Origin of the sequence: Methylocystis sp. Sn-Cys (genome assembly GCF_016745395.1) — a bacterium.
Classification (GTDB): Bacteria; Pseudomonadota; Alphaproteobacteria; order Rhizobiales; family Beijerinckiaceae; genus Methylocystis; species Methylocystis iwaonis.
Window position 1 is genome coordinate 343,362 of record NZ_JAERVJ010000002.1, and the last position, 23,859, is coordinate 367,220.

At 64.2% G+C, this 23,859-nt stretch carries 25 protein-coding genes and 1 pseudogene; 18 read left to right on the top strand and 8 right to left on the bottom strand.

Going from position 1 to position 23,859, the window contains the following annotated elements; translation table 11 throughout:
* Position 1 precedes the first annotated feature (1 nt).
* Both hisI and folE read right to left on the bottom strand, forming a co-directional pair.
* Positions 2–391: a phosphoribosyl-AMP cyclohydrolase gene (hisI, locus tag JJT62_RS06405; RefSeq protein ID WP_202071872.1), complete on the bottom strand. Its 390-nt coding sequence runs from the start codon at positions 389–391 to the stop codon at positions 2–4.
* The gene (gene folE, locus JJT62_RS06410) at positions 391–1,110 is read right to left on the bottom strand and encodes a GTP cyclohydrolase I FolE (protein WP_202071873.1); all 720 of its coding nucleotides are present in this window, start codon (positions 1,108–1,110) and stop codon (positions 391–393) included. Before folE ends, hisI begins: the two co-directional genes overlap by 1 nt.
* Before the next feature lie 256 nt (positions 1,111–1,366).
* On the opposite strand from folE, the gene JJT62_RS06415 reads away from it, so the two are divergent.
* The 5 genes from JJT62_RS06415 (at position 1,367) to ruvA (ending at position 3,918) form a co-directional block, all read left to right on the top strand.
* A complete protein-coding gene (locus JJT62_RS06415; RefSeq protein WP_202072035.1) occupies positions 1,367–1,801 on the top strand; it encodes an iron-sulfur cluster assembly scaffold protein in 435 nt (144 codons plus the stop codon).
* A gap of 285 nt (positions 1,802–2,086) precedes the next feature.
* Positions 2,087–2,326 (top strand): hypothetical protein, encoded by a 240-nt coding sequence (locus JJT62_RS06420; protein ID WP_202071874.1) that lies wholly within the window; start codon positions 2,087–2,089, stop codon positions 2,324–2,326.
* A gap of 62 nt (positions 2,327–2,388) precedes the next feature.
* The gene (ruvC, locus tag JJT62_RS06425; RefSeq protein WP_202071875.1) at positions 2,389–2,898 is read left to right on the top strand and encodes a crossover junction endodeoxyribonuclease RuvC; all 510 of its coding nucleotides are present in this window, start codon (positions 2,389–2,391) and stop codon (positions 2,896–2,898) included.
* Positions 2,895–3,287: a hypothetical protein gene (locus tag JJT62_RS06430; RefSeq protein ID WP_202071876.1), complete on the top strand. Its 393-nt coding sequence runs from the start codon at positions 2,895–2,897 to the stop codon at positions 3,285–3,287. The genes ruvC and JJT62_RS06430 overlap by 4 nt, the downstream gene beginning before the upstream one ends.
* Positions 3,288–3,297: 10 nt before the next feature.
* Positions 3,298–3,918 carry a Holliday junction branch migration protein RuvA gene (ruvA, locus tag JJT62_RS06435; RefSeq protein WP_202071877.1) on the top strand — a complete coding sequence of 207 codons (621 nt, stop codon included), beginning with the start codon at positions 3,298–3,300 and terminating at the stop codon, positions 3,916–3,918.
* Between the two features lie 170 nt (positions 3,919–4,088).
* Here the strand turns inward: ruvA and JJT62_RS06440 are convergent, their stop codons facing one another.
* Positions 4,089–4,523, bottom strand: coding sequence for a hypothetical protein (locus JJT62_RS06440; protein WP_202071878.1), 435 nt, complete (start codon positions 4,521–4,523; stop codon positions 4,089–4,091).
* Positions 4,524–4,625: 102 nt separating this feature from the next.
* On the bottom strand, positions 4,626–5,210 hold the full coding sequence (locus tag JJT62_RS06445; RefSeq protein ID WP_370568494.1) for a Uma2 family endonuclease: 585 nt from the start codon (positions 5,208–5,210) through the stop codon (positions 4,626–4,628).
* Positions 5,211–5,270: 60 nt separating this feature from the next.
* Here JJT62_RS06445 and ruvB point away from each other — a divergent pair, with 60 nt between their 5' ends.
* The 6 genes from ruvB to ybgC all read left to right on the top strand — a co-directional run bounded on the left by ruvB (position 5,271) and on the right by ybgC (position 9,883).
* Positions 5,271–6,311 carry a Holliday junction branch migration DNA helicase RuvB gene (ruvB, locus tag JJT62_RS06450; protein WP_246744746.1) on the top strand — a complete coding sequence of 347 codons (1,041 nt, stop codon included), beginning with the start codon at positions 5,271–5,273 and terminating at the stop codon, positions 6,309–6,311.
* 501 nt (positions 6,312–6,812) lie between these two features.
* Positions 6,813–7,118, top strand: a complete 306-nt coding sequence (locus JJT62_RS06455; RefSeq protein WP_202071880.1) for a hypothetical protein — start codon at positions 6,813–6,815, stop codon at positions 7,116–7,118.
* Positions 7,119–7,380: 262 nt separating this feature from the next.
* Positions 7,381–8,889, top strand: coding sequence for a PepSY domain-containing protein (locus JJT62_RS06460; protein WP_202071881.1), 1,509 nt, complete (start codon positions 7,381–7,383; stop codon positions 8,887–8,889).
* Between the two features lie 75 nt (positions 8,890–8,964).
* A complete protein-coding gene (locus JJT62_RS06465) occupies positions 8,965–9,186 on the top strand; it encodes a hypothetical protein (protein ID WP_202071882.1) in 222 nt (73 codons plus the stop codon).
* The gene (locus JJT62_RS06470; protein ID WP_202071883.1) at positions 9,183–9,473 is read left to right on the top strand and encodes a type II toxin-antitoxin system RelE/ParE family toxin; all 291 of its coding nucleotides are present in this window, start codon (positions 9,183–9,185) and stop codon (positions 9,471–9,473) included. Before JJT62_RS06465 ends, JJT62_RS06470 begins: the two co-directional genes overlap by 4 nt.
* Positions 9,470–9,883 carry a tol-pal system-associated acyl-CoA thioesterase gene (gene ybgC, locus JJT62_RS06475; protein WP_202071884.1) on the top strand — a complete coding sequence of 138 codons (414 nt, stop codon included), beginning with the start codon at positions 9,470–9,472 and terminating at the stop codon, positions 9,881–9,883. The genes JJT62_RS06470 and ybgC overlap by 4 nt, the downstream gene beginning before the upstream one ends.
* A 220-nt stretch (positions 9,884–10,103) precedes the next feature.
* Here the strand turns inward: ybgC and JJT62_RS06480 are convergent, their stop codons facing one another.
* On the bottom strand, positions 10,104–11,081 hold the full coding sequence (locus JJT62_RS06480; protein WP_246744747.1) for a PstS family phosphate ABC transporter substrate-binding protein: 978 nt from the start codon (positions 11,079–11,081) through the stop codon (positions 10,104–10,106).
* 256 nt (positions 11,082–11,337) lie between these two features.
* Here JJT62_RS06480 and tolQ point away from each other — a divergent pair, with 256 nt between their 5' ends.
* From tolQ to ung, 5 genes are all read left to right on the top strand, one after another.
* Positions 11,338–12,078, top strand: a complete 741-nt coding sequence (tolQ, locus tag JJT62_RS06485) for a protein TolQ (RefSeq protein WP_202071886.1) — start codon at positions 11,338–11,340, stop codon at positions 12,076–12,078.
* Positions 12,079–12,081: 3 nt separating this feature from the next.
* Complete coding sequence (locus JJT62_RS06490) at positions 12,082–12,531, top strand: biopolymer transporter ExbD (RefSeq protein WP_202071887.1); 450 nt, start codon at positions 12,082–12,084, stop codon at positions 12,529–12,531.
* Positions 12,532–12,538: 7 nt separating this feature from the next.
* Positions 12,539–13,735 carry a cell envelope biogenesis protein TolA gene (locus tag JJT62_RS06495; RefSeq protein ID WP_202071888.1) on the top strand — a complete coding sequence of 399 codons (1,197 nt, stop codon included), beginning with the start codon at positions 12,539–12,541 and terminating at the stop codon, positions 13,733–13,735.
* A 145-nt stretch (positions 13,736–13,880) separates the two neighbouring features.
* Positions 13,881–15,182, top strand: a complete 1,302-nt coding sequence (gene tolB / locus JJT62_RS06500) for a Tol-Pal system beta propeller repeat protein TolB (protein WP_202071889.1) — start codon at positions 13,881–13,883, stop codon at positions 15,180–15,182.
* Between the two features lie 125 nt (positions 15,183–15,307).
* Complete coding sequence (ung, locus tag JJT62_RS06505) at positions 15,308–15,976, top strand: uracil-DNA glycosylase (RefSeq protein ID WP_202071890.1); 669 nt, start codon at positions 15,308–15,310, stop codon at positions 15,974–15,976.
* A 220-nt stretch (positions 15,977–16,196) separates the two neighbouring features.
* On the opposite strand, the pseudogene JJT62_RS06510 reads toward ung, so the two are convergent.
* Together JJT62_RS06510 and JJT62_RS06515 are read right to left on the bottom strand one after the other, a co-directional pair.
* A pseudogene (locus JJT62_RS06510) lies at positions 16,197–16,837 on the bottom strand (glutathione S-transferase family protein).
* 11 nt (positions 16,838–16,848) lie between these two features.
* Positions 16,849–17,958 (bottom strand): calcium:proton antiporter, encoded by a 1,110-nt coding sequence (locus JJT62_RS06515; protein ID WP_202071891.1) that lies wholly within the window; start codon positions 17,956–17,958, stop codon positions 16,849–16,851.
* Between the two features lie 1,219 nt (positions 17,959–19,177).
* Between JJT62_RS06515 and uvrC the strand changes: the two genes are divergently transcribed.
* Both uvrC and JJT62_RS06525 read left to right on the top strand, forming a co-directional pair.
* On the top strand, positions 19,178–21,163 hold the full coding sequence (gene uvrC / locus JJT62_RS06520) for an excinuclease ABC subunit UvrC (protein ID WP_202071892.1): 1,986 nt from the start codon (positions 19,178–19,180) through the stop codon (positions 21,161–21,163).
* Between the two features lie 323 nt (positions 21,164–21,486).
* Positions 21,487–22,857 (top strand): multicopper oxidase domain-containing protein, encoded by a 1,371-nt coding sequence (locus tag JJT62_RS06525; RefSeq protein ID WP_202071893.1) that lies wholly within the window; start codon positions 21,487–21,489, stop codon positions 22,855–22,857.
* A 166-nt stretch (positions 22,858–23,023) separates the two neighbouring features.
* Here the strand turns inward: JJT62_RS06525 and JJT62_RS06530 are convergent, their stop codons facing one another.
* Complete coding sequence (locus JJT62_RS06530; protein ID WP_202071894.1) at positions 23,024–23,788, bottom strand: class I SAM-dependent methyltransferase; 765 nt, start codon at positions 23,786–23,788, stop codon at positions 23,024–23,026.
* Positions 23,789–23,859: the final 71 nt, after the last annotated feature.

Below are 23,859 nucleotides of genomic sequence, written 5' to 3' on the forward strand. Positions count from 1 at the left end.
CTCACTCCGTGAAAATCAGCCGGCGCGCGCCGCCCTCGCTCGACAGACTGCGATAAAAGCACGACTTGCGGCCCGTGTGGCAGGCCTTGCCGTCGCCGCCCGCCTCGACCATCAACTGAATGGCGTCCTGATCGCAATCGACCGACAACGAGACCACGCGCTGGACCTGCCCCGACGTGTCGCCCTTGCGCCAGAGGGCGTTGCGCGAGCGCGACCAGTAATGGGCGATTCCCGTCTCGATCGTCTTGTCGAGCGCGAGCTGATTCATATAGGCGACCATGAGGATCTCGCGCGTCGCCGCCTCGACCGTCACGCAGACGATGAGACCATTCGCGTCGAAGCGGGGAGCGAATGCGCTCCCCTCCTCCAGCGCTGCTTTATCCGCGCCCATCAGCGCGCGCCGCGCAGCAGCGTGTAGAAATGCGCCTGCTGCGCGGGATCGTCCTGGAAGACGCCCGAGAACTGGACGGTGACGGTGGAGGAGCCCTGCTTCAACACGCCGCGCATGGACATGCACATATGCTCGGCCTCGACCAGCACGGCAACGCCGCGCGGATCGAGATGCGTCTCGATAGCCTCGGCGATCTGCGCGGTCATGGCCTCCTGCGTCTGCAGGCGCTTGGCGAAGACGTCGACAAGACGGGCGAGCTTGGAAAGGCCGACGACGCCGCCCGTCGGATAATAGGCGATATGCGCCTTGCCGATGAAGGGCACCACATGATGCTCGCAATGCGAGGTGAAGGGAATATCGCGCACCAGCACGAGGTCGTTATAGCCCTCCACTTCCTCGAAGACGCGGGAGAGCACCTCGTCCGGGCTCTCGGCGTAGCCCCGGAAGAACTCCTCGTAAGCTTTCACGACGCGGCGCGGCGTCTCGAGGAGGCCTTCACGATCGGGATTGTCGCCAGCCCAGCGCAGGAGGGTCCGCACGGCGGCCTCGGCCTCCTCGCGGCTGGGGCGTTCGAGCGTGGTCTTTTCGGCGAGCGCGGTCTTTTCGGATGGCGGCGCGGCGGCGCGGTTCTTGGTCGAGGAGGTGGAATCGGTCACTTTACTGTTGCGGTCTTCTTCAAAGCTGGGGCGAACTGGAAAGGTCTTAACCACGTCGTCCATGTGGAGCCTCCTCGACAATCGCGTCGCAAAACCCGCAACGCTGTCCCCCTGCGCTCAAGACGCAAGGGAAATTAACCTCAAATCATCGCCCCTCACCCGAGAAACCGCGAGAATTCGAGACTTCGCCTGAGCCATGCAAAAATTGCGGCGCCTCGGCGTTACGCCGGGACTTATGCTTTCGCATCAGCCCTCGGGTGTTCTATATAGAGGTCAGCGGGAGCGAAGGTAAGCCCCGCCCGTGAAGCCCGCGCCCAATATGCTCGACAAGGTCTACAACGCCCGCATTCTGGAACTCGCCGGAAACATCCCGCGGCTCGGCCGCCTTGCGAATCCGGACGCCACCGCCAAAGGCTATTCGAAGCTCTGCGGCTCGACGATCACCGTCGACCTCACCCTGCAAGACGGCAAGGTGACCGATTATGCGCATGAGCTGAAAGCTTGCGCGCTCGGCCAGGCCTCCGCCTCGATCATGGCCCGCAATGTGATCGGCGCGACGCCGGAAGAGTTGCGTGAGGCCCGCGAGGCGCTGCGGAAAATGCTGAAAGAAAATGGCCCGCCCCCGACCGGCAAATGGGCCGACCTCGCTCTGCTCGAGCCCGTGCGGGACTATAAGGCGCGGCATGGCTCGACCATGCTCGCTTTCGACGCCGTCGCCGATGCAGTGGCGCAGGCGGAGGAGAAGGCGGAGTAGAACGCCGCCGACGCCTCCGCCGTAGCGGGGTTAGGCGACCTCCGCCGCTTTGATCCATCTGGCGAAGGGCGCAGAGGCCGGGCCCGGAGCGGCGGCTGAGGGAGCGCGGCTCGCGGGGGCGGCGGCGGCGCGGGCCACGGGCGCCGCGGCGGCGGCTGAAGCGCGGGCCGCAGGAGCCGCGGCGGCCGAAGCGCGGACCACGGGAGCTGCAGAAACACGGGTCGCGGGAGCCGCGGCAGGGGCCCTCAGACGAATCGGCGGGGCCTTCTCTTCCGGATAGGCGTCGTGGACGACCGCGAACAAATGCTCGAAAGCTTTCAGCGCCTTCGGCCCGATCTCTTTCCTCTGCAAGCCTCTTTGAATGACGATCTGCTCGTAGATGCTGAGCATCCGCTCGGTTCTTTCCAGCTCCAAACATTCGGGAGCCGCGGCGAACTCGATTTTGAGGCGGGAACGCAACTGTTTGATAAAGGGCAAGGCTTGCATCGCGAATCTCCGACGAACATTCACTTTTTAGAAACCTAAGCTCTCCCCAGGCTTGCGAGACCGCGCTCGTCACAACGGCGGCGTTTCGGTTACCCTCGCATATGCTTTCGCCTCCGATTCGCATTCTCGGCATCGACCCCGGCCTCAGAAACACCGGCTGGGGCGTGATCGAGTCGCAAGGTTCGCGGCTCTCCTTCGTCGCTTGCGGGCGCGTGAAATCGGACGCTGCGCTCGACATGGGTCTCCGGCTTCGCCAGCTCCACGAGGGCCTGATGGGGGTCATCGCCGACTACCAGCCTGATGAAGCGGCGGTGGAGGAGACCTTCGTCAACCGCGACCCACAGTCGACGCTCAAGCTTGGACAGGCGCGCGGGGTAGCGCTGATGGCGCCGGCGCTCGCCGGGCTTGTCATCGGCGAATATGCCGCCAATCTCGTGAAAAAGACCGTGGTCGGCGCCGGTCACGCCGAAAAGGCGCAAGTCCAGATGATGGTGCGCGTGCTGCTGCCGGCGAGCCAGGCCTCCTCCGCAGACGCCGCCGATGCGCTGGCGGTCGCCATATGCCACGCCCAGCACCGGGGCGCCCGCGCGCTAAGGAAAGCGATCGGATGAAAAAATGTCTCCTCGACGCGGCGCTCGTCGCCGTATTCTCGGGTACGGTCTTGCCCTGCCCAGCCCTGGCCGCCTCGGCCGGAAAGGACTCGCCGGTCGGTCGCTATGCGCTCGACGGCGCGGCCTGCAAGGCCAAGGACTATTTCGTCACCCTCACGGACGATGCCGTCACTCTGCCGACCCTCGGCTGCAAGGGCGTCTCCTATGACCAAACGGAGAACAAGGGCGGCCGCGCGGTCTATGCGGTGACGGCCCGCTCTTGTCTGGGCGAGGAGCCGGGCCCGCCGCGTAAGGAGAGCTTCACCCTCGTCCTCGACGCCGCCGGCCTGCAAATCCTCTGGGCCGACGGCGCCAAAAGCGCAGTCTTCATGCGCTGCGGCAAACTGTGATCGGCCCGTCATGATCGGCAAGCTCAAGGGCCTCATCGATAGCTATGGCGAAGATTACGTTATCCTCGATGTGAATGGCGTCGGCTATGTCGTGCATTGCTCGGGCCGAACGCTGCAGAAGCTGCCGCGTCCCGGCGAGGCGGCGGCGCTCTCGATCGAGACGCAAGTGCGCGAGGATGCGATCAGGCTCTTCGGCTTCGAGGCCGAGGCCGAGCGCGAATGGTTCAGACTGCTGCAGACGGTTCAGGGCGTCGGCTCGAAGGTCGCGCTCGGGATTCTTTCCATCCTCTCGGTGTCCGAGCTCGGCTCCGCCATAGCCACGCAGGACAAGGCCATGGTGGCGCGCGCCTCTGGCGTCGGGCCGAAGCTTGCCGCCCGTATCGTCGCGGAGCTGAAGGATAAGGCGCCGGCCTTCGCCTCTATCGACCCTGTGGTGGCGAAGCTCGCCGGCGTAGATGAAGACACGAGCGCCCCCTCCGCCGTGCGCGACGCCATTTCGGCGCTGGCCAATCTCGGCTACGCCCGCCCCCAGGCCGCCGCCGCCGTCGCCGCGAGCGTGAAGGCTTTAGGCGAAGGCGCGGAGACGGGCGCGCTGATCCGCCAGGGGCTCAAGGAGCTGGCGAAGGCGTGAGCGGCGCGCCCTCATCCGACCCTCGCTAACGCGAGGGCCACCTTCTCCCGCGAGCGGGAGAAGGGGTCGCGTTGAAAGGTAAGTGATCCACGATCTTGCAGCTTTTCTCCTTCTCCCGTTTACGGGAGAAGGTGGCCCTCGCGTCAGCGAGGGTCGGATGAGGGCCCGCCCTACTCCACGTGAACATTCACCCGCTTCGTCCGCACCTCGCCATCCGAAAAACGCAGCGTGAAAACGAACGTATCATCGCCCGCAAAGCCACGCGCCGGGCGGTAGCGGATCATGGTCCCTGAAATCGGGCGGTCGTTACAATAGGCGTAGCGGTGTTCGTCCCCATAGGCGATTTCACCCCGCTTCTTGACCACAGCGGCCCTGCCATATCTGGGCGCCTCGATGATCCAGGCGGCGGAATCCGCCGTCTTCCGGCATCTCGCCGACGTCGTGACGAAAGGCCCAAGCAAGGCGCCGCCGTCGCGCTCGATATTGGCGTCGACCGTCTCGGAAGCGTCGCCGCTCAAAAGCTCGCCCGTCCCGGCCAGGGCCGGTCCCACGGCCCCCAAGCTGACGCCCATTGCCAAAAACAGGCGCGAGATATTGCAACGCATATTTGCCCCCTAACCAAGTTCTCAACGAACCATCGAGAGGCACGGTAGCGGGACTGAGGCGCCTAACACGTTTGCCAGCGCACAACCCGAACGCAGATGCGCTCAGGCGGCGAGAACGTCCCGGTAAACGTCCTCGAGCGCGATGTCGAAGCTGATCGCCGGCAGCCGCAACATCTCCGAGGCGGCGGCGAGCCTGGGGCGCTCGAAGAAGCCGCCCTCGACGCGGTCGAAGACATCGACCGCGAAATAGTCCCGCTCGACCAGCACATAATGCTGGAGCGAGGGCAATCGCCGATAGAAGCCCCATTTCTCCCAGCGGTCGCGCTGGGCCGAGCCTTTGGAGACGACCTCGACAAGCACGACGGGATCGTCGACCGAGGTCGCGTCCGGCGGCAAGGGCCCGCATCGGACCATGACGTCGGGGAAGCAGGCGAGATCGAGCAATCGTTCCTTGAGCCAGAAGGTCTCGTCGAACGGCCGGCAATCCGAGCCGCGGCGGCGAAAGTCGTTCATCATCGCCACGGTAAGGTTCTGGATAATGCGCTTATGCTCCCAGCGCGCGCCCACCATCATGCGCACGACCCGGCCGCCGATCAGCTCCCACTTTTCATCGGCGGGCTTGTCGGCCAAAAGTTCCTCGAAATCGTCGAGGGACATATACTCATACAGCGAGGACGGGCGATTCACGGCGCGGCTCCGTTTGGCGAAGAATAGCATAGCGCGCGCGCCGGCGCATTGGAGCGATCCTTGACCACCCCTCCCCGGCGCTTAGTCTCCCCCGAACAGCGCGACGACGATACGGATTCGAGCCTGCGCCCTCTCACCCTGGCCGACTTCACCGGCCAGGAGGCGGCGCGCGCCAATCTCAAAATCTTCATCGAGGCCGCCAAGACGCGCGGCGACGCGCTCGACCATGTGCTGCTGGTCGGCCCGCCCGGGCTTGGCAAAACCACGCTCGCGCAGATTGTGGCGCGCGAGATGGGCGTGAACTTCCGCTCGACCTCCGGCCCCGTCATCGCCAAGGCCGGCGATCTCGCGGCGCAGCTCACCAATCTCGAGCCGCGCGACGTGCTCTTCATCGACGAAATCCACCGGCTCAATCCGGCGGTGGAGGAAATCCTCTATCCCGCCATGGAGGATTTCCAGCTCGACCTCATCATCGGCGAGGGGCCGGCGGCGCGCTCGGTGAAGATCGACCTCGCCAAATTCACGCTTGTCGGCGCTACGACCCGCGCCGGCCTGCTGACGACGCCGCTGCGCGATCGTTTCGGCATTCCAGTGCGGCTGAATTTCTATACGGCGGCGGAATTGGAGCTGATCATCAAGCGCGGCGCGCGGGTGATTGGCGTCGGCATGAGCGATGAAGGCGCGAGAGAGATCGCGCGCCGCTCGCGCGGCACGCCGCGCATCGCCGGGCGCCTGCTGCGCCGTGTGCGCGACTTCGCGGTTGTCGAAGACGCCGCCACGATCACCCGCGAGCTCGCCGACCGTTCGCTTTCCCTGCTCGAGGTCGACTCCATCGGGCTCGACATCATGGACCGGCGCTATCTCGATATGGTCGCCTTGAACTTCGGCGGCGGCCCAGTGGGCATTGAGACGATCGCCGCGGCTCTGTCGGAGCCGCGCGACGCGATCGAGGACATTATCGAACCCTATCTGCTGCAGCAGGGATTCCTGCAGCGCACCCCGCGCGGAAGGCTGCTCACGCCGCACGCCTTCCGGCATTTGGGGTTGGCGGAGCCGGCACGGCCGGCTGGGCAGTTCGGATTGTTTGGGGAGGAGGATTAGACGGCAGAAACTGACATCGTGTTTCAAAAAGCCAACTATCTTTCTGATCGCCAATCACTATTTCACGCTCCAGTCTCTTGCCGCCGCCAAACAAGCCGCCAGCAATATCTTGTACCGTTTCCGGTGAATAGCTCGCGGCGGGGCGTGTCATTCCCCGCGGGCTGAAAGCCCGACCGGGAGTCCAGAGCCGTAAGGGCGTCGGTTTTTCTCTGGATTCCCGATCGCTCGCTTTCGAGCGTCGGGAATGACATCGAACAATCCGTTAAACATGAATAACTGCCACCTTATCAAACTACTTATACTTACGAAATAAATTCATAATACATTGTGCCTTGAAAATATGTCGCTAATTACCAATACAGTTTCGATCGTAATTATTTCGAAATACTGTTCGCTATGCGACAAATCAGCCCTTGACGTCACCGAAACCCCGGCTAATTTCGCCGCGCTGCTCGACTGACGAGCAAATTTGGCGACGATTAAAAATTAGGCAGGACGGAAATGATCCAGGAATTCCAATACAAGGGCGAAACCTTCCGCGTGAATGCGCATGGCGTCGCAGGGCATGAGGAAGTCTTCATCATGCATCTCGTCGACGACGAGGAGATGGGCGAAATCTCCATCGACCGCATGACCGAGGAAAATGACACCTCCGCGCCGATCGAGGCGATTTGCGTGATGCTCTGCGACAAGCTCATCATCGAGCAGGAAATCGAGTGCGCCGATCCCGACGCTGGCTTCGCCTGGGTCGAGGGCAATCGCATCCGCAAGGTCCTGCCCAGCAACACGGGTGCGGCGGCGCATTGATTTTTACCCCGCGACGCGGCGCCGGAGAAGTTCGACGCCGCGCCAAGCACTCTTTGAAACAAAATGGATTCCCCGGAGGGGGCGCCTCTGCCGTGGCATTGACGGATTTCCTATTCATAAGGTAGATTATTAACCAGCCGATGGCGCGGCCTTGCTCCCGCCCTCGTCAAATCTTCAGAAAGCGTAAGGCCACCGCGATTGGCGGGGACGCCGTCGTCCGCGCTGGAGAGGGTTTATCTACCGAAAAGACAGGAATATTCCGATGCGGCTGCTCTTTTTCGTTCATCGCTGGGTGGGCGTCGCGCTCGCCCTCTTCATGCTGCTGTGGTTCTCCTCAGGCCTGATCATCGCCAATTCCGGCTCGATCGCCCTCTCCCGAAGCGCGCAACTGGCGCACGCCCAAAAGCTCGATCCCGCCGCCGGTTGGCTCTCGCTCGGCGAGGCGCTGCAACGAAGCGGATGGAAGGGCGCCGTCACTGAAGCGCGGCTGCTGCGTCTCGGCGAGGAGCCGGCCTGGCTCGTCGAGAGCGAGGACGGGAAGCGCGTTCCCCTATCTGCGCAGGATGGGAGCCGGATCGAGGTCACGACCCCGATCGCGCAGCGGATCGCCTATGACTGGCTCGCCGCGGAAGGCACGGCGCAGGGCGTCGCCTATCTCGATACGGTCGACATGGTTATCGGCCTGCGCAACGCCGAAGCGCTGAAACCCTTTCATCGCTTTTCGACCGACGACGGCGTGATTGTCGTCGTGTCGGCGAAAAGCGGCGAGGTGCTGCAGGCGGCGACCCGCGCGCAGCGCATCCTCTATTACGTCGGCGGCTGGGTTCATCTCTTCCGGCCGCTCGATCTCCTCGGCGCCGGAGAATGGCGCCGAAGCGCGCTGACCTATGCGGGCCTCTTCGCCTTCGTCGGGGCGCTGACCGGCGTCGTCATCGGCTGGCTGAAATGGAAACCCGGCTTCTTCGGCCGGCCCACCTATGCGCGCGGCCGCACGCAGCCCTATCGCGAGAGCTGGTTCAAATATCACTTCTGGGCCGGGCTCATCGGCGGCGTCTTCGCGCTGTTATGGGCCGGCAGCGGATTTCTCTCGACCAATCCGGGCGACATCTTCTCTTCGGCGACGCCGAGCCGAGACGAGCTTGCGCGCTATCGCGGCGGCGACCTGCCGCGCGTCGCGAAGGAGTGGGCTCCGTCGAAGGAATCCGTCGGGGCGGACATCGTGGAACTGCGCTGGTCGCGTCTCGGCGACGACGCCGTGCTGCTTGGCTACGATCGCGACGGCGCCCGCCGCGCGCTGCCGATCCCGGGCGCGCAGACGAGCTTCGACGAGACGGCGCTCGTCTCCGCCGCGCAGCGCCTCGCCGGCGCGACGAAGGTCGCCGCGGCGGAGCGCATCGAGGAGTATGACAGCTATTATTTCGCTGGCCATGGCGCGGGCGCTTTCGACCGGCCGCTGCCGGCGCTGCGCATCGATCTTGCCGACGCGCTGCATGGCGCACTTTATCTCGACCCGCAGGACGGCCGTCTGCTGCTGAAGATCGACGACAAGCGCCGCGCCTGGCGCTGGCTGTATTCCGCCGTGCATCACTGGGATTTCGGCTGGTTCGCCCATCACCCGCTGGCGCGTCGGGTGTGGATCGTGACCTGGGTTCTGTTCGGCCTGACGCTCGCGACGAGCGCGGTCGTCCTCGCCTGGCGGCGCCTGCGGCGCAGCCTCCCGCAGCGCGCCGCCGAGGAGCCGTCGCGAGAGGCGACCGTTCCCGCGGAATAAAATTCCGACAGGCCGCGCCAGCGGTGGCGCGGCCGCCTCCCTGCGCTTTTTGGTGAAGCGTGCTATATTGCCCGCATGACCCAGCTCGCCCAACGCGCCGCCGACGCCCTCGCCCGCATGCCGGAAGACATGCAGGAACGCGCCGTCGCCCTTCTCGAAGAGCAGGCTGAAAAGCTCGCCATTATGCGCGCCCTCGTCCAGGAGGCGCTGGACGACGTCGAAGCCGGGCGGGTGTCCGAATGGAATCTCGATGAATTTTTGAAAGAGATGCATGAACAGCGGCGCGCCGCCGAATGAAGATCAGGAGGTCGGCCGCCGCCCGGGACGATCTCGAGCGCATTTACCGCTATTTTGCCGGCCTCAACCCATACGCGGCCAAGCGAATTATCATCGAGATAGATCAGAAATTCAGCATGCTTGCAGACAACCCGCGGTTGGGACGAGAGCGGCCAGAGTTCGGGATTGGCGCGCGAAGCTTCGTTTCCCGTAATTATGTCATCCTCTATCGTATCAGCGAAGCCGAGCTCATGATCTTGCGTGTGCTCGACGGCCGCATGGATATTGAGGCGCAGCTCGATAAATGATTCCCCATACCCTCCCCGTCCGCGTCTATTGGGAAGACACCGACGCCTCCGGCCTCGTCTATCACGCCTCCTATATCCGCTTCATGGAGCGCGGGCGCACGGAGCTTTTGCGGTCGATCGGCATTGATCAACGCCCCCTGCTCGAAGGCGGCGCGGAAGCGCCGACATTCTTCGTGGTGCGGGCGATGCAGCTCGAATTCCTGCGGCCGGCGGTGATGGACGACGCACTGTCGGTCGAAACGCGCGTGCTCGAACTCGGCGGCGCCTCGCTGTCGCTGGAACAGCGCGTGCTTCGTGGCGTGGAAACGCTGGCGACGGCGATCGTCAAAGTCGTCTGCGTCGAGAGCGGCCGCGCCAAACGCTTGCCGCCGGACGTAAGAGCGAAATTCGAAAGCGTGCTCGCCCGCTGAGCTGTCGCATTTTCCGTTTGAGCGGCTCGAATTTGGCTTGAATCCGTCCCGGCGAGCTGACCGGAATCCAGAGCCCACAAAAGCGCTGGCTTTACTCAGAGCCCGTCATTGCGAGCGAAGCGAAGCAATCCAGGGCAGCGATGCGGCCCTGGATTGCTTCGTCGGCTCTGCCTCCTCGCAATGACGGCGGGGACAGCGAACCAATTAAAGCGGATCAGTATCACTCCGCCGAAACGAGAAGGCCCAAACGCGTCAGCTCGTGTTCGCGAATATTGCGCGTTATCGGATAATAGCCCCCGCGCTTGGCCTGCGTCTGGCCGTCCTTCGAGAGAATATATTTGACGAATTCGCCAGAGAGCGTGTCCATCGGCGCCTTTGGGTCTTTCATCAAATAAACATAGAGCCCACGCGCGAGCGGATATTTGCGCGTATAAGCGCTCTCGAAGGAGGTGTCGTAGCACTTCTTGCCCTGGCTTTGCGCCACGGGAACGGCGCGCACGCCGCTGGTCTTGTAGCCAATGCCCGAGTAGCCGATCGCCGCGGCGTCCGCCGACACGGCGCTCACGACCGCCTCGGAACCCGGCTCCATATGCACGGTGGTCTTGAAATCGGCGCCGCCGAGCGCTTGCTGCTTGAAGAGTTTATGCGTGCCGGAAAGAGAATTGCGGCTGTACATTGTGATGGGTTTGCGCGCCCATTCGCCCGTCAATCCCAGCTCTCCCCAGGTGTGAATGCTCTTCCCGTCGCCATTTTTGGGATCGGCGGAAAAAATGCGCTCGACCTCCTCTATGGCGAAGCAAGTAATCGGATTATCCTTGTGCACATAGATCGCCAGAGCGTCGACGGCGACCAAAACGGCGGTGGGCTTGTATCCGAATTTCGCCTCGAAGGCGTCGATCTCGTCGACTGTCATTTGGCGCGACATGGGGCCAAGCTGCGCCTCGCCGGACAGCAGCGCCGGCGGCGCAGTGTTCGAGCCTTTGCCGTCGATTTCGATTTGCACGCCCGGGTAAATGGTTTTGAACCCGTCGGCCCAGAGTTCCATCTCATGGAGCATTGTGTCGGAGCCGACCGACTTCAGCTTTCCCGAAAGCGACGGCAGACGCTTATAGGGCGAGAGCTCCAGATCGAGCGAAAAAGCGGCGCTGGCGGAAAGTGCGCAAGCGGCGACGATGGCGGAAAGGAAAGGGAGTTTCATGGCGATGCTTCGAAAGGTTAGAATTGGTCTGAAGAAACATTTCAGCAATGATGTGACACGCGCGTGACGAGGCGCGCGGAATCCACGAGCCGCCGAACCCATTTTTCAAGGTTCTTTAACCCTTACCGCTTGTTAATTCTTCCGCGATAAGTATCGTTGTGCGCCGCACCCGCGGCCCAGAAAAGGGCGGAATCGCGGGGAATAAGGGGCGCTGCCGATACTGCAAGCGCGCGCCATTCCGCTTCAAGGACAAATCATGAATCCAACCGACATCGCCGCGACAGCCGCCGGCGCCGCCCCCGCCGCCGACATCACCATTTGGAGCATGTTCTGGGGCGCGCATATCGTCGTGAAATTCGTGATGGTGGGCCTGCTCCTCGCCTCGGTCTGGTGCTGGGCGATCATCATCGACAAGACGCTGCTCTTTGCGCGCCTTCGCCGGGCGATGGATCGTTTCGAGGAGAGCTTCTGGTCCGGCAATTCACTGGAAGAGCTCTACGGCAAGCTCTCCGAGCGCCCGACCACCGGCATGGCGACGCTCTTCGTCGCGGCGATGAAGGAATGGAAGCGCTCCTTCCAGACGGGCGCCAGCGCCAGCTTCATGGGCCTGCAGGCGCGCATCGAGAAAGTGCTCGACGTCTCCATCGCCCGCGAGGTCGAGAAGCTCGAATCCAATCTGCTGGTGCTGGCGACGGTCGCGTCTGCCGGGCCCTTCGTCGGCCTCTTCGGCACGGTCTGGGGCATCATGACCTCCTTCCGCTCGATTGCCGCCTCCAAGAACACCTCCCTCGCCGTCGTGGCGCCGGGCATTGCGGAAGCGTTGCTCGCCACCGCCATCGGCCTTTTCGCCGCCATTCCGGCGCTCATCGCCTACAATAAGATGCAGGGCGACGTCGCCAAGGCGCAGGCGCGCATGGAGAGCTTCGCCGATGAATTCTCGGCCATTCTCTCCCGCCAGATCGATCAGCACGCGGCCAACCGCGACCGGGCGGCCTGACCCATGGGCGCGTCGGTTTCCGCTCCCGGACGCAAAGGCGGCAGGCGCCGCCGCGGCGTGCCGCGCTACGGCGCCATGGCCGAAATCAACATGACGCCGTTCATCGACGTCATGCTGGTGCTGCTCATCATCTTCATGGTCGCCGCGCCCTTGCTCGCGACCGGCGTCGCCGTCGATCTGCCGCAGACCAAGGCGGGCCAGCTCAATATCGACCAGAAGCCGGTGTCCATCGCGATAGACGACAAGGGCCAGATATTCCTTATGGATCAGCCGGTCGAAGTGGCGCAGCTCCTCGACAAGCTCAAGGACGCCGCAAAACAGGGCTTTGACGAGCGCATCTATGTGCGCGGCTCCAAGGCCGTGAATTACGGCCGCGTGGCCGAGGTCATGTCGCTCGTCACCACGGCGGGCTACAAGAAAGTCGCTCTGGTGACGGAGCAGGAGAAGAAGTGAGGCTCGAATGAGAGTTTCGCGCTCCGAGCCAGGCGTTGTCATCTCTTCCGCGGCCCATGCGGGCCTGCTGGTGGCGGCGCTTGTCTTGTTTTCGGACGCGCGGAAATTCGAGGACGCCCAGGAGACGATCCCGGTCGAGGTCGTCACCGACGACGCGCTCACGCAGGTGACGAAGGGCGAGAAGACCGCCCACGATCCAAAGCCCGCGCCGCGCGTCGACAAGGTCGCCAAGGAGAGCGAGACCAAGCCGCATCCGCCGCTTGCGGAAGCCAAGAAGGATGTGCCGACCCCTCCCCCGTCCTTGAAGCGCCTGCCCGACCCCGGCGCCGACGACAAGCCCGAGCCGACGCCCCCGAAACGCGTCGCCGCTCTGCCGCCCACGCCGGAGCCGCCGGAGCGTCCGGTCGAGAAAAAGCCCGAGCCGCCCAAGCCTGTTGAAAAGCCTGTCGAGGCGAAGCCGACGCCGCCCGTCAAGCCGAAGGCCGCCGCGCCCGAGGAGAAGGAGCGCGAGGAGCCCAAGGACGCCGAGGTCGTGAAGCCAAAGCCCCCCGTGCGCCCCAAGCCCGAGAAGGAAGCCAAGGAGGAGCCTAAGCCCGCGCCCGAAAAGCCGAAGGAAACGCGGCTGAAGACGGACGAAGTGGCGAAACTGCTCCAAAGCAAGAAGGCCGAGGAAAAGCCGACGAAGCCCCAGAACAGCGCGGAAGGCGAAACGGCGGAGAAGAGCGCCAAGGGCGCGAAGCCCAAGTCGGGCGACGAGAACGCCCCCAAGTCGAAATTCGACGCCGCGAATATCGCCAATCTCCTGAGCAAGGAGGCGCCGCAGCGCCGGGAATCGACGGGCAAGGAGATCAAGACCGCGTCGCTCGGCGCGCCGGAGGGAGCGGCGGCGAAAATGTCGGCGTCGATGGAGGCGCGCATCGCCTCTTACATCCACGATCACTACCACCCTTGCTGGGCCTCGGGCCTCTCGCTGGGCGGCGCGACTTTTGCGCCGGTCGTAGAATTTCACTTGTCGCGCGAGGGGGCGCTGGAAGGCCGCCCGCGCCTCGTAAATCCTTCCGCCAATCCGGTGGAGCAGGCGCGCGGCGAGCAAGCGGTGCAGGCCGTGCGCCGCTGCAGCCCGATGCGGATTCCAGCGGAATTCATGCCTTATTACGAGGAAGCGCTGCATGAAGTGACCATCCGCTTCCAGGATGCGAATTGATGCGCGCGTCGCTGCTGATTATGCCCCCTCCCCAGCCCTCCCCCGCTTCGCGGGAGAGGGAGCAAATTGCCGCCTCCTTCAAGATTCCGGCTATTGCCGATCGTGAGCGTGGGAGGGGCCCTTTACATCTCATGAGACCCTCGAAATGACCCGCCTCATCACCCGCCGCGCCGCCGCCGGCCTCATCGCCAGCGCCGCTCTTGCGCCTTTCGCGCCCGCGCGCGCCGGCCGCATCATCGACCTCAAGGGCGGCGGCTTTCAGCCGACCAATATCGCCGTCGCCCCCTTCGTCGGCGATGAGGCCGCGCGCACGATCACTTCCGTCGCGACCAATAATTTCAAGCGCTCGGTCTTCCTGCGGCCGGTCGACGCCAATGTCGGCGAGGCCGGCTCGCCCGATCAGCCGGACCTGGCTGTCTACAAGACAGTCAACGCGCAATTCGTTCTCACCGGCCGGTCGGTGCGCGCCGGCGACGGGCGTCTCAAGACAGAGTTTCGCCTCTTCGACGTCACCACCGGCGAGCAGGTCGCTGGCCAGCAATATGTGACGGAAGCCTCCAACCTGCGCCGCGTCGCGCATCTTCTCTCGGATGCGGTTTTCTCCCGCATCACCGGCGAGAAAGGCTTCTTCGACACGCGCATCGTCTTCGTCGACGAGAGCGGCCCCAAGGACAAGCGCCGTAAGCGGCTCGCCATGATGGATCAGGACGGCGCCAATGTGCGCTATCTGACCCGCGGCGACGAGCTTGTCGTCACCCCGCGCTTCTCGCCCTCCTCGCTCGACGTCACCTATATGGCGTTCAACGACGAAGGCGAGCCGAAGGTTCTCCTGATGAACATCGAGAACAGCCAGCGCGAGGTCGTCGGCAATTTCCCCGGCATGACCTTCTCGCCGCGCTTCTCGCCCGATGGGCAGAAAATCATCATGTCGCTGTCGCAGGGCTCGTCGACCAATCTCTATACGATGGACCTGCGCTCGCGCACGACGACGCGGCTGACCGACACCAGCGCCATCGACACGGCGCCCTCCTATTCGCCGGACGGCGCGCGCATCTGTTTCGAGAGCGACCGCGGCGGCTCGCAGCAGATCTACGTCATGGGCGCGCATGGCGGCGAGGCCAAGCGCATCTCCTTCGGCGGCGGACGCTATTCGACGCCGGTGTGGAGCCCCAAGGGCGACTACATCGCCTTCACCAAGCAGAACGGCGGCAATTTCTCCATCGGCGTGATGAAGACCGACGGCTCGGGCGAGCGCATCCTGACCGAGGGCTTCCACAATGAGGGGCCGACCTGGGCGCCCAACGGGCTGTTCCTGATGTTCTTCCGCGAAAGCGGCGGCGCGGGCGGGCCGAAGATTTACATGGTCGACGTCTTCGGCCGCTCGGAAGCGCTGGTGCCGACGCCGAACTACGCCAGCGATCCGGCGTGGGGGCCATTGCAGGATTGAGATCACATTCGTCATTGCGAGCGCAGCGAAGCAATCCAGAGCCACGCCCGCTGCCCTGGATTGCTTCGCTGCGCTCGCAATGACGAAGCTGACGCGGGCTCGGCGCTCATGCTACACGCCGCTCCATGACCAAGCCCGTCCGCATCGATGAAAGTTGGAAGAGGCATCTCGCCACCGAGTTCGAGAAGGCCTATTTCACCGACCTTCGCGAATTTGTTCGGACCGAATACGCTTCTTGCTCCGTCTATCCGCCGGCGGCGCAGATTTTTCGCGCTTTCGACGAATGTCCTTTTGACCAGGTGAAGGTCGTCATCCTTGGCCAGGACCCGTATCATGGGCCGGGACAGGCGAATGGGCTTTGCTTTGCGGTGGGCGCCGGCGTGGCGCCGCCGCCTTCCCTGCAGAATATCTTCAAGGAAATCGAGGCCGATCTCGGCCATCCTGTATCGCGCGATCCCGACCTTTCACGCTGGGCGAAACAAGGCGTTCTGCTCCTGAACGCGACGCTCACCGTGCGCGCGTCGCAGGCCGGATCGCATCAGAACAAGGGCTGGGAGCAATTCACCGACGCCGCCGTCCATGCGCTGTCGCGGGAGCGCGAGGGAATTGTCTTCATGCTCTGGGGCGCTTATGCGCGGCGCAAGGGCGCCGGCATCGACCGCAAGAAGCATCTTGTGCTCGAATGCGCCCACCCGTCGCCGCTCTCGGCGCATAACGGCTTCTTTGGCTGCAAGCATTTCTCCAAGGCGAATGAATATCTCATCGCGCTTGGCCAGACGCCGATCGAGTGGTGATACCGTTTTCCGTTTGAACGGCTCACGTTGAGGAATGTCATTCCCGGCGGGCTGAAAGCCCGACCGGGAATCCAGAGCCATAGTAGCTTGTGTTGCTCTGGATTCCCGATCGCTCGCTGCGCGAGCGTCGGGAATGACAGCGAACCAACCGCGCGGATCTCATATGACTCATTCCGGCTCTGGATTCCCGAGCTGGCCTTCGGCCCGTCGGGAATAATCCTCACCCCTTGGCCGCCGCAGCCGCTTCGTGAATCGCCAGAAGCTGTTTGTCCGTCTCTGTGACGCGCATAACGGAAGGCCGCGATCCGATGCGCTCGATGTAAGCGGAAATCTCCGGCGTCATCGGCACGAGGCCGAAGCTCGTCGTCCAGCGCAGCGCCGTCCCCCAGAGAATGTCGGCGGCGGAGAAACGCGCGCCGAGCAGATAGGGCCCCGCCGCAAGCTGCTTGTTGATCAGCGTCATCACGCTGTCGAAATCGCCATAAGGACAGGTGCGCTGCGGCGGCTTCGTCTTCATGAAGCGATCCATGATCGCCGGCTCGAAGGCCGAGCCGTAGAACACGAGCCAACGCAGATAAGACCCGCGCAGCGGATCGCCGATCTGCGGCGCGAGCTTCTTTTGCGGAAAGGCGTCTGCGAGATAGATGAAGATCGCGCCGAGCTCGGTCACCAATGCGCCATTGTGCACGATGGCCGGAACCTTGCCCATCGGATTGACGGCGAGATAGTCGGGCTCACGCTGCGCCCCAATTTTCATATTGAGGTCTTTCAATGTGTAGGGCGCATCGAGCTCCTCGAGCAGAATGAGCACGCGGACGAACGCGTATTGGGAGAATGATAGAAAATCAGATCGCCGCTCATCTCTTCCCCGCTCATGGCGCGACTAGGAAAAAGGCATATGCCGCAAAGACGACGAGATGCACAAGGCCGGTCAGCACATTGGTGCGGCCCGCGCCGAAGCTGACGACGGACAGCATCAACGTCAGCATCAGCATGGCGGAGTCGCGATGATCGAGCCCGAAGACGAGCTCGCGGCCAGAGGCGAGGCTCATCAGCGCCACGGCCGGCACGGTGAGACCGATCGTCGCCACGACCGAGCCGAGCGCCCCGTTCAGGCTCGTCTGCAAGGCGTTGCGGGCGGCCGCGCGGACCGAATTCATGCCTTCTGGCATGAGCACGAGGATGGCCACGGCGGCGCCGGTCACAGGGTTGACCTCCTCGACGCCCGCCCATTTCAGCGCCTCTTCGAGCCCCGGAATGACGTGCTCGGCCAGCAGCGACACGCCCGTTAGACTTGCGCCGAGACCGACGAGCGAGATCAAGGCCTGGTTCAGCGTCGGTTTCGCGCCCATGTGACCGATGGCCGCCAAGCGCGCATCGATGAAATAAGCGCGGTGGCGCACCGTCTGTATGAAGAGAAAAGCGCAATAGAGCAGGATCGAGAGCACGCTGACAAAGCCGAGCTGCGCGCGCGACAGCGTCGGGCCCGGCGTCGAGGTCGTGTAATTCGGCAAGATGAGCGTCAGCATCGACAGAGCGATGAGCACGGCGAGATAGGCGCTCGCGCCCATGGGATGAAGCTCCTGCTCGCCATGACGGAAGCCGCCGAGCAGCAGGCACAGGCCCACGAGCCCATTGCAAACGATCATGATCGCCGAGAACACCGCCTCGCGCGCCTCGGTCGGATTATCCGAGCCATGCGTCGTCATCGAGGACATGATGGCGACCTCGATGATCGTCACCGCGATGGTGAGCACGAGCGTGCCCAGCGGCTCGCCAACTCTCGCGCCGATCCGCCCGGCGTGCTGCAGCGTCGCGAAGACCGACCCGATGACGAGAATGGCGGCGACGAGCGACGGCGCCCAGGCGAGCGTCGGCGGCAAGGCGTGAAGCCAGCGCTCCCCTGCCGCGAATATCGCCACGAGGCCGAGCGCCAGCACGGGAAAAATAACGCCCCCGACCGTGATTTTGCCACCGCTCATAACGCCCTCGATAGCCGTCGAATTATGGCGGCGAGTTTTGACGTCGCTTTGGGCGCGGCGCAAGGGCGGGCGGGCGAATCTTACGTTTGCCACTCGCGCCGTTTGAACACACAGGGACTCACCGCCGTCATTGCGAGGAGGCGAAGCCGACGAAGCAATCCAGCGCCGCATCGCCGCCCTGGATTGCTTCGCTTCGCTCGCAATGACGGGCTCTGGGCAAAACCAGCGCCTGTTGTGGCTCTGGATTCCCGGTCGGGCTTTCAGCCCGCCGGGAATGACACGCGCCCGATGCGAGCGGTTCAAACGGAAATGGTGTCATAGCTCTGTTCCATGTGCCTCTCGGAAAAGCCGCCCAGCCCCAAGCGCCCCGCCGCCGATTTCCGGCGCAGGTTGATCCAGGAAGCCGGGACGCACCGGCCCCGTTCGGCCGGTAGCGTGAAAGAATAAGCGCATCGGAGCCAGAGCGTCCCGGCTGCGGTCTTTATTCGCGCGCACCTTTCCGGGCCGAAGTAGCGCCATCTCGTGGCGGTTCCTCCGTCCGGCGCAGCCGCCAGACGGCGCCTGCTTCTTTCCCGGGAGGTTTGAACCTCCCGAGCGCGTCGCAAGGGCCTCGACATGCGCCGCCTCCGGCCCGCCGGCGCTTTCCCTTTCGGTACTCGGGCCGCGTGTCGCGGGCGCGAAAACTATGCCCAGCCTTTGCGTGGATTTCTCCACGCAATCTCCCCACGAAGGAGAGACCCGGCGGGCGGCGCCGGAGTCCCGCACGGAACGAGGGTCGCGTCCCGCGCTTAACCGACCCCGCCGGCGCCGCCGACCCTGACGACGCCCCTGCAAGTTGGCGAGGCGGGCGAAGGATAAGGGAGGTTTTGGGGGGTGGGGATAAATTGGGGAGCAAATTTCTCGAAGAAGGCCGCGCTCCACTCCTCTCCCCGCGCGCGGGGAGAGGTTGGGTGAGGGGCTTGGGGATGAGCGGAAGCGATAAACGCCGGAGGGCGCCAGGGCTCGTAATGCACGCCCGGGCTCCGGCCCCGGCCCCTCACCCAGCCTCTCCCCGCAAGCGGGGAGAGGAGCGGCGCCTAGCTCCAATAGAAAGGTGACAGAACGGCCCGGAAAGAAAGGTGACAGTTTCCCTGCGGCCGAGAGGGCAACCGAGCTTTGGCGAAGGCACGGGCTCGGAAACCCTTCCCATCGCCGCAAACGCGGCATAAATCCTTATAGGATGACCCCTCCCCCCTCACAGACGCGCGACCTCCCGCCCGAGGACGACGACGCCTTCGACGCGCCCGACGCCGTGTCGGAGACCGCCGAACCCGCTCCGGAAGACGACGCCCCGCAGACGCCCGAGAGCGTCAAGCGCGGCGTCGGCGTCATCAAATCCTATTGGAAACATGCGCCGAACGGCCCCGGCGTCTATCGCATGATCGCCGAGAATGGCGAGGTGCTCTATGTCGGCAAGGCCAAGAATGTCAGGAAGCGCGTCGCGAGCTATACGCGCCTTGCCGGCCATGTGAACCGCATTGCGCGCATGATCTCGGCGACCGTCTCCATGGTCTTCATCTCGGTCGAGACCGAGACCGAGGCGCTGCTGCTGGAAGCTAATCTCATCAAGCAGTTGAAGCCGCGCTTCAACGTGCTGATGCGCGACGACAAGTCGTTTCCCTACATCTTCATCGCCCGCGACCATGAGGCGCCGCAGATCGCCAAGCATCGCGGCGCACGCGTGCGCAAGGGCGATTATTACGGGCCCTTCGCCAGCGTCTGGGCGGTCAATCGCGCGCTCAATGCACTGGAGCGCGCCTTTCTGCTGCGCTCCTGCGCGCAGAGCTTTTACGACAATCGCACGCGCCCCTGCCTGCTCTATCAGATCAAGCGCTGCGCCGGGCCGTGCACCGGCGAGATTTCGACTGAAGACTATGGCGTCCTCGTGCAGGAGGCGCGTGACTTTCTCTCCGGCAAAAGCCGCAGCGTGCGCGAGCAGCTCGCCACCGAGATGACGGAAGCGGCCGAGCGGCTCGAATTCGAGCGGGCCGCGCGGCTGCGCGATCGTATTTCCGCCCTCTCGGCCATACAGGGCGCGCAGGGCATTAATCCCCGCACGGTCGAGGAGGCCGACGTCTTCGCCATCGCCAAGGATGCGGGGCGCTTCTGCATCGAGGCCTTTTTCTTCCGCGCCTATCAGAACTGGGGGAACCGCTCCTATTTCCCGCGCGCCGACGCGAGCCTGTCGGAGGCGGAAGTGCTCGACGCCTTTCTTGCGCAATTTTACGACGAGCATCCCTCCGCGCGCTGCGTGCTGCTGTCGCACCAAATCGAAGACAGCGCGCTGCTGGAAGACGCGCTTTCCGCAAAGCTGCGCAGAAACGTCGACGTCATCGCGCCGCAGCGCGGCGAAAAGCGCGAGCTCGTCGAACATGCGCTCAACAATGCGCGGCAGGCGCTCGGCCGCAAGCTCGCGGAGGACGCGAGCCAGTTGCGGCTGCTGGCGGCCTTGGGCGAAGTCTTCGGCCTGCCGCACGCCCCGCGCCGCGTCGAGGTCTACGACAATTCGCATACGGGCGGATCGCAGGCGATCGGCGCGATGGTTGTCGCCGGCCCGGCGGGTTTCATGAAGGCGCATTACCGCACCTTCAACATCAAGAGCACAGAGATCACGCCGGGCGACGATTATGGCATGATGCGCGAAGTGCTGACGCGCCGCTTCGCCCGCCTCGCCAAGGAGCCGGAGAAGGAGACCGATCCGGAGGCCTTTCCGGCAAAGCCCGATCTCGTGCTGATCGACGGCGGGCGCGGCCAGTTCGACGTGGCGCGAGAGGCTCTGCGCGAGAGCGGCGTCGAGGGCGTGGCGCTGGCGTCGATCGCCAAGGGCCGCGATCGCGACGCGGGACGCGAGCAATTCTTCATCGAGGGCCGCGAAGCCTTCCGCCTGCCGCCGCATGATCCGGCGCTGTATTTCGTGCAGAGGCTGCGCGACGAAGCGCATCGCTTCGCCATCGGCACGCATCGGGCGCGGCGCAAGAAGGAATTCACCAAGAACCCACTCGATGAGATTGCCGGCATCGGGCCGTCGCGCAAGCGCGCGCTACTTCTGGCCTTCGGCTCGGCGAAGGGCGTCTCGCGGGCGGCGCTATCGGATCTGGAGAAGACGCCGGGCATCAACAAGGCGACGGCGCGGATGGTGTACGACCATTTTCAGCGCGGGGATTGAAGAGTCACAAATCCCGAGGGCCGTCATGGCCGGGCTCGTCCCGGCCACCCACGCCGTGGGGCACAGCCCGACAAGACGCGTTATCGTTATGGGTAAGGTTCAGGCAGGGCTTTGGAGGCTGCAGAGACTTGCCCGGCATTAGCTGTGACTTGCTTGGCGTGGATGCCCGCGACAAGCGCGGGCATGACGAGGGTAGCGACGTGAAGGCCTGCGCAGCAGGCGTCTCGAAGCGCGAGGGGCGTCACCAGCGCTGCGCCTTTTCATTGCGGAGGGGTCGCCTAGTTAACTGCCGCACGCATCTCCATCCGCCAGAGGCTCGGCCGATGAAGCCAGACAGAGCCCTTCTGTTCTTCTGCGTGATTTTGGCCTTGCTCGCTTGGGCTCCTTTCGCCTTTTCGCAGGAAGACGCGGCGGCGCGAACTGTCGTCTATACGCTGCGGTCGGGGATCGCCGAGGGGCGGCTCGTCTTCCTTGGCGTCGGCGGCGCGATCGACGAGAAGGTCAATCCTGAGCTCGTCTTCCACGACGGCGAGCGCGCCCAGATCAATCTCGTCAACGGCGAGGGCGCGGAGCACGACATTGTCATCGAGTTTTACGGCGTGCGGTCGAACCGCGTCGTGGACAAGGGCGCGAGCAGCGCGGTCTCGTTCTTTGCCGACAAGACAGGCGAGTTTACCTATTACTGCTCGGTTCCCGGCCATCGCGACGCGGGCATGCAGGGCAAGATCAGGGTCGAGCCGGGGCCGCGCAACAAGGCGAAGCTCGTCGCATCGGACATATCGCGCGATCCTTCCGACCTGCCCCCGCCGGTCGGCGCCCGCGGGCCGCGGACCTTGCGCGTCGATCTCACGACCATCGAGACCGATGGCCGGCTCGACGACAAGACGACCTATCAATTCTGGACCTTCGGCGGGAAGGTTCCCGGCCCCTTCATCCGGGCGCGGGTGGGCGATACGCTGGAAGTGCATTTGAAGAACGACTCGAGCAGCGTGCTGGCGCATTCGGCGGATTTTCACGCCGCCATCGGCCCTGGCGGCGGCGCGCGTTTCACGCAAGCCGACCCGGGCGAGGAGAAGGTCTTCAGCTTCGAAGCGACGACGCCCGGCCTCTTCGTCTACCACTGCGCCACGCCGAGCATTGCGCAGCATGTCGCCAACGGCATGTATGGTCTCGTGCTGATCGAGCCCGAAGGCGGATTGCCGGAGGCGGACCGCGAATTCTACGTCATGCAGGGCGAGCTTTATACGACCAAGCCTTTCGGGACCCAGGGCCGGCAGGAGCTGGATTACGAGAAGCTGATGGCCGAGCAGCCGGAGTATTTCCTCTTCAACGGCGCCGTCGGCGCGCTGACGGCGGAGCATCCGCTACGGGCCGAGCGCGGCGAGAATATCCGTATCTTTTTCGGCGTCGGCGGACCGAATTTCACGTCCGCGCTGCATTTGATCGGCGGCCTCTTCGACCGCGTCAGACGCAATGAGACGCTGACGGTTCGCGAGAGAGGCGCGCAGACGGTTTCCGTGGCTCCCGGGGACGCCGCGATTGTCGAATTCGACGTGCGGCGCGGCGGCCAATATGTTCTGATCGACCACGCGCTCTCCCGCATGGAGCGCGGGCTTGTCGGCGATCTGATCGTCGAGGGGCCGCGCGACGACGCTTTGATGCGTGAGGGGCCGGAGAGGCGGCAAGATGACTGAGGGGCGGGATGAAACCCTCATCCGACCCCGCTTCGCGGGGCCACCTTCTCCCGTAAACGGGAGAAGGAATCGCGCTGAAACTTTGTTGTTCAAAAACCTTGGGGTTCTCCCTTCTCCCGCTTGCGGGAGAAGGTGGCCCCTGCGTCAGCAGGGGTCGGATGAGGGCTCACGCGCCCTTGGCTTCGATCATCATAGCGTCGATCGAAAACGAACCGTCTGCTTCGATCGCGAAATGCTCCCGCGTCTCGCGCGACGCCGCCGCCTGCAATGCCCGGATGGCGCGCAAATTTTCCTGCGGCGTGCGCATGCGTCCCGCCCAGGCGGCGACATCCATCCGCAGCCGCCATGTCTGCAGCCGCTCGACGGCAAAGCCCGACGCGGCGAGCGCGGCGGCCCATTCCGCGATCGTATAGTTCCTCACATGAGAGGGATCGCGCAGCAGCTCGACCGCTTGCAGATGGGTGTCGAAAAGCGGTCTGGCGGGCGCATGGACGTCGATGAAGACCGCAGACCGCCCAGGCTTGAGCACCCGGCGCGCCTCGCGCAGACCGCCATGGAAATCGCGCCAATGATGCGCCGAGTAGCGCGACGCCAGAAAATCGAACCAGCCTTCGGCGAACGGCAGGCGCTCGGCGGGCCCCTCCACCGCTTCGATATTGGCGAGCCCTTTCTCGCGCGCCGTCGCGGCGACCGCCTCGAGCATTTCCGCCGATAAATCGAGCGCCGTCACCAGACCTGCATGGCGCGCCATCACATAAGAAACATGCCCGCCGCCGGCGCCAAGATCGAGCGCGCGCTCGGGCGCGATCGCGGAGACGATGTTTTCGAGAGCCTCGAGATCGGCCCCCCGCGCATGCACGGCGCTTTGGACATAGGCCTGCGCCCGCGGCCCGAATTGCGCGGCGACAACTGTTTCATGCGTGCGTTCCATCGGCTTGCTCCTTCGTTCCGGAGCTCAGGATTGCGCGGCAATCAAACTGTTACAATTTAGATTGTTATCCT

Coding starts and splice junctions, on each gene's coding strand:
- hisI (WP_202071872.1), bottom strand. CDS start 391: ATGGGCGCGGATAAAGCAGCGCTGGAGGAGGGGAGCGCATTCGCTCCC.
- folE (WP_202071873.1), bottom strand. CDS start 1,110: ATGGACGACGTGGTTAAGACCTTTCCAGTTCGCCCCAGCTTTGAAGAA.
- JJT62_RS06415 (WP_202072035.1), top strand. CDS start 1,367: ATGCTCGACAAGGTCTACAACGCCCGCATTCTGGAACTCGCCGGAAAC.
- ruvC (WP_202071875.1), top strand. CDS start 2,389: ATGCTTTCGCCTCCGATTCGCATTCTCGGCATCGACCCCGGCCTCAGA.
- JJT62_RS06430 (WP_202071876.1), top strand. CDS start 2,895: ATGAAAAAATGTCTCCTCGACGCGGCGCTCGTCGCCGTATTCTCGGGT.
- ruvA (WP_202071877.1), top strand. CDS start 3,298: ATGATCGGCAAGCTCAAGGGCCTCATCGATAGCTATGGCGAAGATTAC.
- JJT62_RS06440 (WP_202071878.1), bottom strand. CDS start 4,523: ATGCGTTGCAATATCTCGCGCCTGTTTTTGGCAATGGGCGTCAGCTTG.
- JJT62_RS06455 (WP_202071880.1), top strand. CDS start 6,813: ATGATCCAGGAATTCCAATACAAGGGCGAAACCTTCCGCGTGAATGCG.
- JJT62_RS06460 (WP_202071881.1), top strand. CDS start 7,381: ATGCGGCTGCTCTTTTTCGTTCATCGCTGGGTGGGCGTCGCGCTCGCC.
- JJT62_RS06465 (WP_202071882.1), top strand. CDS start 8,965: ATGACCCAGCTCGCCCAACGCGCCGCCGACGCCCTCGCCCGCATGCCG.
- JJT62_RS06470 (WP_202071883.1), top strand. CDS start 9,183: ATGAAGATCAGGAGGTCGGCCGCCGCCCGGGACGATCTCGAGCGCATT.
- ybgC (WP_202071884.1), top strand. CDS start 9,470: ATGATTCCCCATACCCTCCCCGTCCGCGTCTATTGGGAAGACACCGAC.
- JJT62_RS06480 (WP_246744747.1), bottom strand. CDS start 11,081: ATGAAACTCCCTTTCCTTTCCGCCATCGTCGCCGCTTGCGCACTTTCC.
- tolQ (WP_202071886.1), top strand. CDS start 11,338: ATGAATCCAACCGACATCGCCGCGACAGCCGCCGGCGCCGCCCCCGCC.
- JJT62_RS06490 (WP_202071887.1), top strand. CDS start 12,082: ATGGGCGCGTCGGTTTCCGCTCCCGGACGCAAAGGCGGCAGGCGCCGC.
- JJT62_RS06495 (WP_202071888.1), top strand. CDS start 12,539: ATGAGAGTTTCGCGCTCCGAGCCAGGCGTTGTCATCTCTTCCGCGGCC.
- tolB (WP_202071889.1), top strand. CDS start 13,881: ATGACCCGCCTCATCACCCGCCGCGCCGCCGCCGGCCTCATCGCCAGC.
- ung (WP_202071890.1), top strand. CDS start 15,308: ATGACCAAGCCCGTCCGCATCGATGAAAGTTGGAAGAGGCATCTCGCC.
- JJT62_RS06515 (WP_202071891.1), bottom strand. CDS start 17,958: ATGAGCGGTGGCAAAATCACGGTCGGGGGCGTTATTTTTCCCGTGCTG.
- uvrC (WP_202071892.1), top strand. CDS start 19,178: ATGACCCCTCCCCCCTCACAGACGCGCGACCTCCCGCCCGAGGACGAC.
- JJT62_RS06525 (WP_202071893.1), top strand. CDS start 21,487: ATGAAGCCAGACAGAGCCCTTCTGTTCTTCTGCGTGATTTTGGCCTTG.
- JJT62_RS06530 (WP_202071894.1), bottom strand. CDS start 23,788: ATGGAACGCACGCATGAAACAGTTGTCGCCGCGCAATTCGGGCCGCGG.